Origin of the sequence: Roseibium sp. (assembly GCF_048260565.1) — a bacterium.
Classification (GTDB): domain Bacteria; phylum Pseudomonadota; class Alphaproteobacteria; order Rhizobiales; family Stappiaceae; genus Roseibium.
Map to the genome: position 1 here is coordinate 184008 of NZ_JBLXGP010000002.1, position 13253 is coordinate 197260.

At 62.3% G+C, this 13253-nt stretch carries 13 protein-coding genes; 12 read left to right on the plus strand and 1 reads right to left on the minus strand.

From position 1 onward, the window contains the following. The first annotated feature begins 18 nt into the window (after positions 1 to 18). The 6 genes from ACN0SO_RS05510 to ACN0SO_RS05535 all read left to right on the plus strand — a co-directional run bounded on the left by ACN0SO_RS05510 (position 19) and on the right by ACN0SO_RS05535 (position 6206). Positions 19 to 831, plus strand: a complete 813-nt coding sequence (locus ACN0SO_RS05510) for a purine-nucleoside phosphorylase (RefSeq protein WP_417675384.1) — start codon at positions 19 to 21, stop codon at positions 829 to 831. Then, on the plus strand, positions 824 to 1603 hold the full coding sequence (deoC, locus tag ACN0SO_RS05515) for a deoxyribose-phosphate aldolase (protein ID WP_417675386.1): 780 nt from the start codon (positions 824 to 826) through the stop codon (positions 1601 to 1603). Before ACN0SO_RS05510 ends, deoC begins: the two co-directional genes overlap by 8 nt. Positions 1604 to 1605: 2 nt before the next feature. Further along, entirely contained in the window at positions 1606 to 2922 is a 1317-nt protein-coding gene (deoA, locus tag ACN0SO_RS05520) for a thymidine phosphorylase (protein WP_417675388.1), read from the plus strand. Positions 2923 to 2997: 75 nt separating this feature from the next. After that, positions 2998 to 4218 (plus strand): phosphopentomutase, encoded by a 1221-nt coding sequence (locus ACN0SO_RS05525; RefSeq protein WP_417675390.1) that lies wholly within the window; start codon positions 2998 to 3000, stop codon positions 4216 to 4218. Between the two features lie 34 nt (positions 4219 to 4252). After that, entirely contained in the window at positions 4253 to 5125 is an 873-nt protein-coding gene (locus tag ACN0SO_RS05530) for a phytanoyl-CoA dioxygenase family protein (RefSeq protein WP_417675392.1), read from the plus strand. A gap of 85 nt (positions 5126 to 5210) precedes the next feature. Then, a complete protein-coding gene (locus tag ACN0SO_RS05535) occupies positions 5211 to 6206 on the plus strand; it encodes an adenosine deaminase (protein ID WP_417675394.1) in 996 nt (331 codons plus the stop codon). A 22-nt stretch (positions 6207 to 6228) separates the two neighbouring features. On the opposite strand, the gene ACN0SO_RS05540 is transcribed toward ACN0SO_RS05535, so the two are convergent. Next, complete coding sequence (locus tag ACN0SO_RS05540; protein WP_417675396.1) at positions 6229 to 7512, minus strand: MFS transporter; 1284 nt, start codon at positions 7510 to 7512, stop codon at positions 6229 to 6231. A gap of 157 nt (positions 7513 to 7669) precedes the next feature. Here ACN0SO_RS05540 and ACN0SO_RS05545 point away from each other — a divergent pair, with 157 nt between their 5' ends. The 6 genes from ACN0SO_RS05545 (at position 7670) to ACN0SO_RS05570 (ending at position 13182) form a co-directional block, all read left to right on the plus strand. Continuing rightward, a complete protein-coding gene (locus ACN0SO_RS05545; protein ID WP_417675398.1) occupies positions 7670 to 8929 on the plus strand; it encodes a DUF1688 family protein in 1260 nt (419 codons plus the stop codon). A 60-nt stretch (positions 8930 to 8989) separates the two neighbouring features. Continuing rightward, a complete protein-coding gene (gene upp / locus ACN0SO_RS05550) occupies positions 8990 to 9619 on the plus strand; it encodes a uracil phosphoribosyltransferase (RefSeq protein ID WP_417675400.1) in 630 nt (209 codons plus the stop codon). A gap of 21 nt (positions 9620 to 9640) precedes the next feature. Beyond that, positions 9641 to 10546, plus strand: coding sequence for a ribokinase (locus ACN0SO_RS05555; RefSeq protein ID WP_417675402.1), 906 nt, complete (start codon positions 9641 to 9643; stop codon positions 10544 to 10546). Between the two features lie 81 nt (positions 10547 to 10627). After that, on the plus strand, positions 10628 to 11131 hold the full coding sequence (locus ACN0SO_RS05560) for a retropepsin-like aspartic protease family protein (protein ID WP_417675404.1): 504 nt from the start codon (positions 10628 to 10630) through the stop codon (positions 11129 to 11131). A 103-nt stretch (positions 11132 to 11234) separates the two neighbouring features. Then, on the plus strand, positions 11235 to 12734 hold the full coding sequence (locus ACN0SO_RS05565) for a phosphomannomutase/phosphoglucomutase (RefSeq protein WP_417675406.1): 1500 nt from the start codon (positions 11235 to 11237) through the stop codon (positions 12732 to 12734). A 70-nt stretch (positions 12735 to 12804) separates the two neighbouring features. After that, on the plus strand, positions 12805 to 13182 hold the full coding sequence (locus ACN0SO_RS05570; protein WP_417675408.1) for an Imm53 family immunity protein: 378 nt from the start codon (positions 12805 to 12807) through the stop codon (positions 13180 to 13182). Positions 13183 to 13253 lie beyond the last annotated feature (71 nt).

Consider the following 13253-nt stretch of genomic DNA (forward strand, 5'->3'; position numbering starts at 1 on the left):
GAAAGGGATTGATCCGTCATGAGCGGATATGGCCATGAATGCGCGGAGATCGTCCGCGCCGCCCGTTCGGGCTCTTACCGCATTGGCATGATCCTCGGCTCGGGGCTGGGATCGCTTGCCGAGGAGGTGGAGGATGCCGTGCGCATCCCCTATTCCCATCTGACCGAGTTTCCGGTGTCCACCGTCACGTCCCATTCCAGCGAACTGGTGGCGGGAAGCCTGTCCGGCGTGCCGGTCGTGATCCTGTCCGGGCGCGCGCATTACTATGAAAGCGGCGATCCGACGGTGATGCGTACGCCGGTGGAAACGCTGAAGGAACTGGGCTGCGACATCCTGCTGGCGACCAATGCGGCCGGGTCCCTGCGCGAGGATGTGGCGCCCGGAAGCCCGATGCTGATATCCGACCACATCAACTGGTCCGGCAAGAACCCGCTGATCGGCGAAGAGAACGAGAAACGGTTCCTCGATATGAGCGCGGCTTATGATCCGGAGCTGCGCAGCATCATGAAAAAGGTGGCGCAAGAGACCGGCGGACCGCTGGCCGAAGGCGTCTACATGTGGTTTTCCGGCCCGTCCTTCGAGACGCCGGCCGAAATCCGCATGGCGAAGATGCTGGGCGCGGATGCGGTCGGCATGTCCACCGTCCCGGAGGTGATCATGGCCCGTTTTCTGGGGCTGCGGGTTGCCGCTTTGTCGATCATCACCAATTACGGAGCAGGCCTGCAAGCGCAGGAACTGTCCCACGATCAAACCAAGAGTGTTGCGCAGACCGGCATGGCGCGCATGAAAGAACTCGTCAGAGCATTTGTGAAGGAGATTGGACATGGCTGACCTTTCGGCCACTGACATGGCAAAACGGGCTTTGGGCCTTCTCGATCTGACGAACCTGAATGACGATTGCACCGCAGCCGACATTTTCGAGCTCACCCAGCGTGCGGTGACCGAACACGGCTCGGTCGCAGCCGTCTGCATATGGCCGAAATTCGTGGCCCAGGCGGTCGGCGAACTGAAGGGTACCGGCGTAAAGGTCGCGACCGTCGTCAACTTCCCCGAAGGCGGAACAGACACCAAGGCGGTCGTCGCGGAAACGGAAAAGGCCATCGCCGATGGAGCCGACGAGATCGATCTCGTCATGCCCTATCGCGCCTTCATGGACGGCCGCAAAGGTTTTGCCGAAGAGCAGATCGTCCAGGTCAAGGCGGTCATTCCGGAACCGGCACTGCTGAAAGTCATTCTGGAAACCGGCGAACTGGCCGATCCTCTTCTTATCCATCTGGCCTCCGAAATCGCCATCGGCGCTGGAGCGGATTTCATCAAGACATCGACAGGCAAGGTGCCGGTCAATGCCACCGTCGAGGCCGCCGAGGTTATGCTGACGGCGATCGAGGAAGCCCGGCGCGACCACGAAAAGAGCGTCGGTTTCAAGGCGGCCGGTGGGATCCGCACCCTGGAAGACGCGGCCGGATACCTTGCTCTTGCCGACCAGATCATGGGGCCGAATTGGGTCTCTGCATCCACGTTCCGCTTCGGCGCGAGCAGCCTGCTGGATGCGCTGATCGCCACCCTTGAGGGCGGCGAGATCGAGGCGAACGACGGGTACTGATCATGCTGGCGCAGGAACTGATCCGCAAAAAGCGGGATGGCGGCACTCTGGATGACGCGGAAGTCCGGTTCTTCGTGAAGGGGCTTGCAGACGGCAGCGTCACCGAGGGCCAGGTCGCGTCCCTTGCCATGGCCGTGTTCTTCAAGGGCCTTGCGGTCGAGGAACGGATCGCGCTGACCCTTGCCATGCGCGACAGCGGTGACGTTCTGGACTGGTCGGAAATCGACAAGCCGATCCTGGACAAGCATTCCACCGGCGGCGTCGGCGACAATGTCTCCCTGATGCTCGCCCCCGCGCTTGCCGCCTGCGGGGCGGCGGTGCCGATGATCTCCGGCCGCGGCCTCGGCCACACCGGCGGCACCCTCGACAAGTTCGACAGCATTCCAGGCTACAAGACCCAGCCGGACAACGACCTGTTCAAGAAGGTGGTCAACGAAGTCGGCTGCGCCGTCATCGGCCAGACCGGCAATCTGGCGCCCGCCGACAAGCGTTTCTATGCCATCCGCGACGTGACCGCGACGGTGGAAAGCCTCGACCTGATCACCGCCTCGATCCTGTCGAAGAAGCTCGCCGCCGGCCTTCAGGGGCTGGTGCTCGACGTCAAATGGGGCACCGGCGCCTTCATGGCGGGTCTCGATGACGCGCGCGCGCTGGCCGAAAGCCTTGTTCTGGTCGCCAATGGCGCCGGTCTGAAGACCACCGCCCTGATCACAGACATGAACGAACCGCTGGCGTCCGCCGCCGGCAATGCGGTGGAGGTCCAGAACGCCGTCGATTTCCTGAAAGGCGATGCCATCGACAACCGGCTCTGGGATGTCACCGTGGCCCAGGGCGGTGAGCTGCTGGCGACCGGCGGACTTGCTGCGAGCGCGGAAGCGGGTGCCGACAGGATGCGTCGCGCGTTCGAAAGCGGACAGGCGGCGGAAGTCTTCGCGAAGATGGTGCGTGCCCTCGGCGGCCCGGCCGATTTCATGGAGAAGCCGGAACTCTATCTGGCCAAGGCCCCGGTCGAGGCGCCGGTCTATGCCGAGCACGAAGGGATCGTGACCGCCGTCGACGCTCGTGCGGTTGGTGTCGCCGTCGTCGAACTCGGCGGTGGACGTCGTACGGCTGCCGATGTCATCGATCCATCCGTCGGCCTGACGAGCCTTGCCGGCATCGGCAACCGGGTGGACGCGGATCAGCCAATCGCCATCGTCCATGCCAGGAGCGAGGAAGAGGCGGAACGGGCGGCCATCGCCCTGCGCCGCGCTTACCGGATCGGCGACGCGCTCGATGTGGAAGACCGGCCGACCGTGGTGGAACGCATCGCGCCGTAAGGATTGCACAACGGCCGGGAACAGGCCGCCGCAAAGAACCGGCAACCGATGCCGGCAATAACAAAGGAAACGAAAATGCCTCGTGCAATTCTGTGCGTTCTGGACAGTTTCGGAATTGGCGGCGCGGAGGACGCCGAACGCTTCGGTGATGCGGGCTCCGATACGCTCGGTCACATTGCCGAAGCATGTGCTGCCGGCAAGGGCGACAAGGAAGGTCTGCGCTCCGGCTTGTTGACGCTCCCGAACATGGACCGCCTCGGACTGGGGGCTGCGTCGCTGCTCTCAAACGGCACGGCGGCGCCCGGTCTCGATTTCGCGGGCGAGCCGGAAGGCCTGTGGGGCTATGCAAAGGAGACCTCCAACGGCAAGGACACGCCCTCCGGTCACTGGGAAATCGCCGGCGTGCCGGTGCGCTTCGACTGGGGCTATTTTCCAGATACCGTCCCGAGCTTCCCGGAGGAGCTGATCGAAGCGGTTCTGGCGCAATCCGACATTCCGGGCATCCTTGGCAACAGCCATGCATCGGGCACGGTGATCATCGAGGAACTGGGCGAGGAGCATCTCCGCACCGGCAAGCCGATCTTCTATACATCGGCCGATTCCGTCATCCAGATCGCCGCCCACGAAACCCGTTTCGGCCTGGAGCGGCTCTACGGGCTGTGCGAGATCACCCGCAAGATTGCCGACGCCTATAACATCGGCCGGGTCATCGCCCGTCCCTTCGTTGGCGAATGCGCGGCCGAGTTCACTCGTACCGCCAACCGGCGCGACTACTCCGTCCTGCCGCCGGAACCCACCCTTCTGGACCGGTTGAGCGAAAACGGCCGAACGGTTTTCGGGATCGGCAAGATCTCCGATATTTTCGCCCATCAGGGTGTCTCGAAGGTTCTGAAGGGCGCCGGCAACGACGAGTTGTTTGAAAAGACACTTCAGGCCATGGATGAGGCGGAAGACGGCGATCTCGTCTTCGCCAATTTCATCGATTTCGATTCCCTTTACGGTCACCGCAGGGACGTGCCCGGTTATGCGGCGGCACTGGAAAGTTTCGACAAGAGGCTGCCCGACATGGTAGGCCGCATGCGTGACGGCGACCTTTTGATCCTGACGGCCGACCACGGCTGCGACCCCACCTGGCGGGGAACGGATCACACGCGCGAGCATATCCCGGTTATCGGAACCGGGCCGGGCATTGCCGGCCGCGGGATCGGCGGGCGCCGGACCTACGCCGATATTGGCGAAACACTGGCAAAGCATTTGCAGATAGCGCCGGGGAAACACGGCACCAGTTTCATTTGAAGCCAATATTGTTCGAAAGCCATTGGAGGACATCATGCGGGCACGCAGTTTTGACGCCACCGACGACGGTCGCCTGACGCAGGAAATGAAAGAGGCCTACCTGCAGGACGGCTTTCTGATATTGCGCGGCTACAAGACGACGGGCGAGTGCGATGCCTTGAGGGAGCGCATGACGGCGCTCATCGATGCCTTCGATCCTGAGAGCATCGCTTCCGTGTTCGAGACCGGCGCGCAGAGCCACGCCCGGGATTCCTACTTCCGCGAAAGCGGCGACAAGGTGCGCTTCTTCTTCGAAAAGGAAGCCTTCGATGCGGACGGCAAGCTGATCAGGAACAAGCACGAGGCGCTGAACAAGGTCGGCCACGCGCTGCATGACGAGGATCCGGTCTTCGAGGCCTTCACCCGCGACGAAAAGATGGAACGGACCGCGAAGGACCTCGGCCTTGTGTCGCCGCTGCTGGCCCAGTCGATGTATATCTTCAAACCTCCCCATATCGGCGGCGAGGTGAACTGCCATCAGGACAGCACCTTCCTCCACACCGAGCCCCTGACCTGCACCGGCTTCTGGTTTGCGCTCGAAGATGCGGATGAAACCAACGGCGGCCTTTATGGCGTGCCCGGCGGACATCTCGGTCCGTTGCGTTCGCGCTTCCACTATGACGGCGACGGTCTTGTCATGGAAAAGCTGGACGACACCCCGTTCGAGGACGAGGACCGCCACGCACCTCTGGTGGCGCCCAAGGGAACCCTGGTGATCCTGCACGGCAAGGTCCCGCACAAATCCGCGCCCAACCGTTCGCCCCGTTCCCGCCATGCCTATGCGGTGCACATGGTGGACGGCGAGGCCGTGTGGTCGGCGGACAACTGGCTGATGCGCGCACCGGACAAACCGATGCGGGGGTTCTGATCCCGCTTGTCGGGGCCGGTCTTCCTCCTGTAAGACCCTTGGTACACGCACCGGAAGCAAACCCCGAGATGGCCGGCAGAAGCGCATGACAACCTATCAGACCGTGCCGAAGGCCGAACTTCACTGCCACATCGAGGGGGCCGCGACACCGTCGCTGGTGCGCCGGCTGGCCGAACAGAAGGGCATCGACGTTTCCCCGATTATCGACCAGAACGGCAAATACATCTGGACCGATTTCACGACCTTCCTGAAGGCTTATGACCTTGCGAGTTCGGTGTTCAAGACGCCGGCTGATTACAGCCTCCTGACCGAGACCTATTTCCGCATGCTCGCCGCCGAAGGCGCGATTTACGGTGAGGTGTTCATTTCACCGGACCATGCCCAGGCAGCCGGCCTGTCCTATCGCTCTTATGTCGAAGGCCTTGCGGCCGGGATCGAGCGGGCGAAGGCCGACACCGGCATTGAGGGCCGGATGATTGCCATCGGCGTCCGGCATTTCGGCGCTGCCTCGGTCGAGCGGGTGGTCCGCGAGGTGATCGGAAATCCGCATCCGCTCGTCACCGGGTTCGGGCTGGCGGGAGACGAGCGCGAGGGCCATCCGGCGAATTTCGCCAAGGCCTTCCGCATGGCGGCAGAAGCCGGGCTCGGGATTACCGCCCATGCTGGCGAATTCGGAGGGCCGGACAGTGTCATCGCCGCGCTGGAGTTTCTTAGGGTCAAGCGGATCGGCCATGGGGTGCGGGCGATCGAGGACCCGAACCTGGTCAAGCGCCTGGCCGATGAGCGGGTGGTTCTGGAAGTCTGCCCCGGCTCGAATATGGCGCTCGGCGTCTACTCCGTCCTGCGCTTCCATCCGGTCAACCTGTTGCGCCGGGCGGGCGTTCGCCTGACGCTCAATTCCGACGATCCGCCGTTTTTCAACACCACGCTCGGCAAGGAATACGCTTCCGTCGCCAGGACCTTCGGCTGGAGCCTGGAGGATCAACTCGACATCACCCGAACGGCCATCGAAGCCGCCTTTTGCGACGACGGTACGCGCCAGCGCCTGCTCGTCCGCCTGGAAAGCGCCAAACACGCCTGACCGCCGGTCCGAACCGCCAGGACTAATCGTCTGTCTTGTCCAACGGCGACACGTCGTCCGCCTCGAATTCTTCCGGTTCCGAGCGCGGGTCGAGAGCGACCGATTCCGGAGTGCTGTAGCGCCCGGTTGCGATCACCGGGACGAAGTCGGTCTTGTCTTCCGTATCCATCGGTGCGCGCTGGTAGATCCGCCAGATCGCAAACAGGATCATGAGCAGGTGTGCGCTGGCGGTGACCTGGAAGAGGGCGCCCGGATGGGTCGCGGTCATGAGCGCTGCGGCCAGCAGGGGACCGGCCATGGTGCCGGTGCCGAAAATCAGGAGCAGCCCTCCGCTGGTTTTCAGAAAGTCGCCCGGGTCTGCATGGTCGCTCGCATGGGCGACGATCACCGGATACATGGAATAGACCGTGCCGCCGAAAAGGGTGATGAGGGCGATCGTCAGGACGGGGTTTACCCCGCCGAAAAAGGACAGGCTGGTGCCGAACCCCATGGCCATGATTGCCATGGCAACCAGCACCTTGCGCCGGTCCATGCGGTCGGACAAATAACCCACCGGAATCTGGATAAGCGCGCCGGCAAGAAGGGCCAGGGACATCATGACCGCGATATTGGACACCTCCATGCCGATTCGCCGGCCGTAGACCGCCCCGAGCGTCCCGAACGCGCCGTTGGAAATGCCGACGAGAAAGACCGCGACCACGGCGATCGGCGAATTCCGCCACAGCAGTTTCGGATCCAGCCTGGCCTGGGTCAGCGGAGTCGGGCTTGCCGCGGTGGAGAGTGCGGTCGGCAGGAGGGCGAGCGAATAGATGATCGAGCCGACGACGAAGAACACGAAGCCGTTCGGGTTGCCGACGGTCAAGAGCATCTGGCCAGCCGTGGTCGCTCCCAGGTTGATCATCGTGTAAATGCCGAAGATCCGCCCCCGGATTTCGTTCGAGGCCCGTTCGTTCAGCCAGCTTTCCACGATCATGGCCGCACCGGCGAAGCAGAAGCCGGAGATGGCGCGCAGGACGATCCAGGTGATCGGCTCAATGAACAGAAGATTCAGGAGCATCGTGATGGCGCCGAGGGAGGACAGCGCGCCGAAGGTCCGGATGTGCCCGACCCGCTTCACGATGACCGGAACGGTGATGCAGCCGGCCATGTAGCCGAGCGCCCATCCGGCCCCGAGCATGCCGAGGTCGCCATCGGTAAACCCTTCCGCCAGCCCCCGCACGGGAAGCAACAGTCCGTGGAGCCCGCCGGCCAGCAGAAGCAGGGCGGAGCCGGCCAAAAGGGCGGCGATTGAAATGACCGTGGACATGGTTTCCTTTGCCGGATTGTGTGGGCTGTGAAATAAGGTCGCCTGGAACTTTCAAATTACAAACAGATGTGGCGCAATTCGCAACCACGGGCGTACACATCAACCACGGTTTTCTGATCCGGCCGGAAAACCGATAGTTCATGATATGGGAAAAAACGTGACGGCAACTGCGACTTCATCCCTGGCTGACAGGCTCCTGACCGCCAGGGCGGTTCGCGACCGCGCGGCAGGCGTCTTCGAGGCCGCCCGGGCCGAACGTCTTGCTCATATCACGGTCGATCTGACGAAACTGCCCGATGCCGTCACGCGGACGATTTCGGCGATCGAGACTGCCTATCCCGATTTTCAGATCCCGCCCTTCGGCTGCTGGCGGGCCTTCGAGGCAGGCGGTCATGATCGCTGGTCTGCGTTTGCCGGCGCGCGCGGTTTCGAGACTCCGGATGCGTTTCTGCGCGCGGCCGCCGATCTGGCGATCCTCTGCCATGTCCTGTCCGTTCCTCTTCGCGACGACTGGACTTTGACTGACACCATCACAGGGGAAACGCTTTCAGGCCGTGAGGGACTTTCTGTCGGGGTCCTGTCCATGTTCGCCGCAGGCAACTTTTCAGCCGATCCGGCCGATCCCCTGCGGGCCGATGCGCACGCCCTGATCCGCCTGGAGGAAGACGAGATCGTCTGGGGCCTTCAGCTGGACCACAATCGTGACAGTGAAACGGTCCGGTCGATCACGGAGCTGTTGAGACGGCTGGGGGAGGCGACAGGTCTCAGGCCGGATCTGTTCGAGATCGATGGGGCAACCCGTCTCGGACATCTTGCCGTTCCGTTCTTCGCGGCAAGCGCAAGCGCGCCCGTTGAATTGGCCAAATTGCTGGAAGCAGTGCTCGACGGCTTGTCGCCCATGTGGCAGGGCGGCGCAAAGCTGGAAGACGTCACGCTCGGAGACGCCTGGCACCACTCGGCCCTTCTGCAGGAACTGGACGCGCCCGGTATCGTTCCCTTCCATTTGCCTGCCCAGGAAATGGCCTATGCGCTGGTGGAGCCTTTCGCCCAGGCCGGTGTCGAGGTCGTCGGCCTCGACGATCTGACGGGCCTTGCGAATCTGGAACATGCCGCCCTGTTTCTGGACGCCGGCGTCCTGACCCTCAAGGACTTGGGCGATGCCGATCCGGACGGGCCGTCAGCCCTCGATCGAGCCATCGAACTCCGGGCGCTGACCGTCATCCTGCTCGACCGCCTGGCGGTGGCCTTGCGCATCGACCTGGAGGCGCCGGAGGGCGCGCTGCCCCTGACCTGCGTCATGGAGGGAGGAACCCTGCGGGCCGGGCGGGAGGTCCTGCTTAAAAATGGGGAATTACAGCGAAAAACCGCCCGAATCCTGGCCGCCGGGGGTGTCAATTGGCTGCCATTCGGTGCATAGCTCGAATGTATTTTGAACAGTGAACTGCCCGGTTTCGGGTCGAAAAAGAAAGACACCGATATGTCCAAAGCCCATGTCGTCGATCACCCGCTGGTCCAGCACAAACTCTCCATCATGCGCGACAAGGGCACGTCGACACAGGGCTTCCGCAGGTTGCTGCGCGAAATTTCGGTGCTGCTCTGCTACGAGGTGACGCGCGACCTGCCGCTGGCCATGCAGACCATCGAGACGCCGCTGTCCGAAATGCAGGCGCCGACGCTGGCCGGCAAGAAACTCGTCTTCGCCTCCATCCTGCGCGCGGGCAACGGCCTGTTGGAAGGCATGCTGGAACTGGTGCCGTCCGCGCGCGTCGCCCATATCGGCCTCTACCGCGATCCCGAAACCCTCAAGCCGGTCGAATATTACTTCAAGGCGCCTGAGGACCTCGACGCCCGCCTCGTGATCGTCGTCGACCCGATGCTGGCGACCGCCAATTCTGCCATTGCAGCGGTTCAGCGCCTGAAGGACCGGGGCGCCAACAACCTGCGCTTCGTCTGCCTGCTGGCCGCTCCCGAAGGCGTTGCGAAATTCGTCGAGGCCCATCCGGATGTGCCGATCTATACGGCCGCCATCGACGAACGCCTGAACAGCCACGGCTATATCGTGCCGGGTCTTGGCGACGCCGGCGACCGGATGTACGGCACGAAATAGGCCAAAGCTGGGAGCGCTTCGGTGATCACGTCCTTCGGCTCCATCAACCTTGATTTCGTCGTCGCCTTGCCCCGGCTGCCACGGCCGGGGGAAACTGTCAGCGGACCCGATCATCAGACCTTTCCGGGCGGGAAGGGCGCCAACCAGGCGCTCGCCGCCCGAAGGGCCGGCGCCGATGTCCGGATGATCGGCGCCGTCGGCCGCGATCCCTTTGCGGATCTGGCGCTTGCAAATCTCAGCGCCGCAGGTGTCGATCTAACCGGTGTGCGGGCGCTCGACGGAACGACCGGACTTGCCTTCATCGGCGTGGATCCGACGGGCCAGAACCAGATCATGGTGGCAAGCGGCACCAACAAGAGGGTGAGCGCCACGTGGCTGATGGACGCGCTTCATCCGGGCGAAACGCTGATGATGCAGGGCGAGGTGCCCGGACCCGAGGTCACGATAGCGATTGAAGCCGCGCACGCCGCAGGCGCCCGTATCTTCTTGAACCCGGCCCCGATCCCCGACAAGGCCTATGCCGGCCTTGCGCGCGAGGTCGACGTGCTGGTCGTCAACGAAGGCGAGGCGGAGGCGATCGGCGCTTATCTCGATCTCCCGGGAGATCCGGCCGGTTTCGTGAAGGCCCTGGTGACGGCTGATCGTCTGGTTGCCGTAACCCTGGGTTCGGACGGCGTGGTTGCCGGACGGGGAACGGAGGTCTTCCATATCCGGCCGCCGAAGGTGGAGGTGCGGGACACCACCGGTGCGGGCGATGCCTTTTGCGGCGCCCTGGCCGCCGCCCTCGACAGGGAGGCCCCTCTGGAACGGGCGCTTTGCGAGGCAATTGCCGCTGGAAGCCTGGCCTGTGGGGCAACCGGCGCCCAGTCGAGCGCACCGGAAGCCCGCGAAATAGCGGCGCTTGCCGACACATTGAAATCCGACTAGCGGTTTTCACCGGATGATAACAACAGTTCGCTAGCATCCCGCCGCCGGCCGAGACCGGTTTCGGAAATCTGGTGAGTTCCCATGTGGCGTTACGTTCTGTTCGTTCTGTTCCTGCTGGCGGTTGCGCCTTTGGCGCCGAAGCTGATGGAGAACTGGCACGCCGGGAATGCGCAGCCGGAACAGGTCGCTGATAGCGAGGATGCCGGGACCGGATCGAAGACATTCGAAATTCCAATGGCCCGCAATGGCCAGTATGTCACCGAGGCCCGTCTGAACGGCCGCGATGTCACCATGCTGGTCGACACCGGCGCCTCCGCGATCGTCCTGCCCGAGGGCATTGCCCGGGACATTGGCATATTTCTGCAACCTTCCGATTATACGAAGCCTGTGAAAACCGCGAACGGCATTGCCAAGGCGGCGACCGCCACCCTGCGCGAGCTGCGCCTCGGTCCGATCCGGTTGAAGGATGTCGACGTGATGGTTCTGGAAGAAGGACTGCTGACAACGCCCTTGCTGGGAATGTCGGCTTTAGGCAGACTGGAGCGGTTTCATATTTCGGATGATACGCTTATCCTTGAACAGTAGGGAAGGGAGCCCAGCCTTTCGAATCCGGACACATTCATTTCCTATCCACCCATTGCACGACAGATTGCCCACAGAGACAATTGCCCCTGAGAGAGGTTCTTTGATGTTGCCCAAGCCCGTGGCTCTGCTGAAGCCGAATACGTACGAGTATGAATCCCGCCCGATGGTGAAGCCGACCGGCTTCCGCGAATACGATGCCCGATGGTTGTTCGAGAAGGAAATCAACCTGATGGGCATGCAGGCGCTCGGCATGGGTATCGGCACCCTGATGCATGAGCGCGGCGTCCGCCCCGATATCGTCGTCGGCCATGACTTCCGCAGCTATTCCGCGTCCATCAAGATGGCCGTCATCAACGGCCTCCTGGCCGCCGGCATCAATGTGCACGATATCGGCCTTGCCCTGTCGCCCATGGCCTATTTCGCCCAGTTCGCGCTCGACGTGCCGGCCGTTGCCATGATCACCGCCTCGCACAACGACAACGGCTGGACCGGCGTCAAGATGGGCATCGACCGGCCGTTGACCTTCGGCCCGGACGAAATGGGCCGGCTGAAGGAGATCGTGCTCGAGGCGGCCTTTAACCTGAAGGGCGGTGGCAGCTACCGCTTCGTGGAGAATTTCCCTGAAGTCTATTTCAACGACCTGACCGACCGGGCGAAGCTGAAGCGGCCGATCAGGATCGTGGCCGCCTGCGGCAACGGCACCGCCGGCGCCTTCGCGCCGCGCATCCTGGAAGCGATCGGTGCCGACGTGATCCCGCTCGACACCGAACTCGACTTCACCTTCCCGCGCTACAATCCGAACCCGGAGGACATGAAGATGCTTCATGCCCTGCGCGACAAGGTTCTGGAAACCGGTGCGGAGGTCGGCCTCGGCTTCGACGGTGACGGCGACCGCTGCGGCGTCGTCGACAACGAGGGTGAGGAGATCTTCGCCGACAAGGTCGGCGTCATGCTCGCCCGCGATATCTCCGCTCTTTATCCGAACAGCAAGTTCGTCGTCGACGTCAAGTCGACCGGCCTGTTCAACACCGATCCGGTGCTCAAGGCCAACGGGGCCACGACCGACTATTACAAGACCGGCCATTCCTACATCAAGCGCCGGGTGACCGAACTGGGCGCCATCGTCGGCTTCGAGAAATCCGGCCACTATTTCTTCAACGCTCCGATCGGGCGGGGCTATGACGACGGCCTCGTCTCGGCCATCGCGATCCTCGACATGCTTGACCGCAACCCGGACAAGACCATGGCGGACCTGCGCCGCGATCTGCCCAAGACCTGGGGCTCGCCGACCATGTCGCCCCATTGCGAGGACGAGATCAAATACGAAGTCGTCGACCGGGTCGTCGCCCGGTTCAAGGACATGCAGGAAAAGGGCGAAACCATCGCCGGCCGTCCGATCACCGATCTGATCACCGTCAACGGCGTGCGCGTCGTCACCGACGACGGCACCTGGGGCCTGGTGCGCGCCTCGTCCAATAAGCCGGAACTGGTGGTCGTGATCGAAAGCCCGGAATCGGAAGAACGTCTGCACGCCATGTTCAAGGCGGTCGACACGGTCTTGCGCGAAAACCCGGAAGTCGGTGAGTATAACCAGACGCTTTGATCGTCTCTCCGGAAAGGTGAAGAGAGGGCACAGGTCACTCCTGTGCCCTTGCGATTCATGGGAAGGCCAGTTGTCGACGACAAAACGCCTGCCGGCTTTCAATTTAGATCAAACACCTATTCAGAGATTATGTTTGGGAGGAAGAATGGACATCGAAAGACTCGAAAAATGGTTTAGAAACAGATGCGACGGAGACTGGGAGCATCAAGGTGGAATAACCATCGAGACTTTTGATAATCCAGCCTGGAACATTAAGGTGGATTTCTTCGACCTTGAGCACAATTTCGATGAATCGATTTCGAGTAGGAATATCGAGCGTTCTGAGAATGATTTTATTAAGTTTCAATATGATCCGGGGAAGGAGGTGCTTGTTATTTTCTGTGGCATCTCCAATCTGAAAGAGGCGTTCGAAATATTCTTTTCGATCGACCCTGTGGAAGTCGATTAGCGGTGAAACATTCATCGCGCACGAAATGTATTCTTGAAATTATCGTCTTCGATACGGGAAAATAAAGAAGA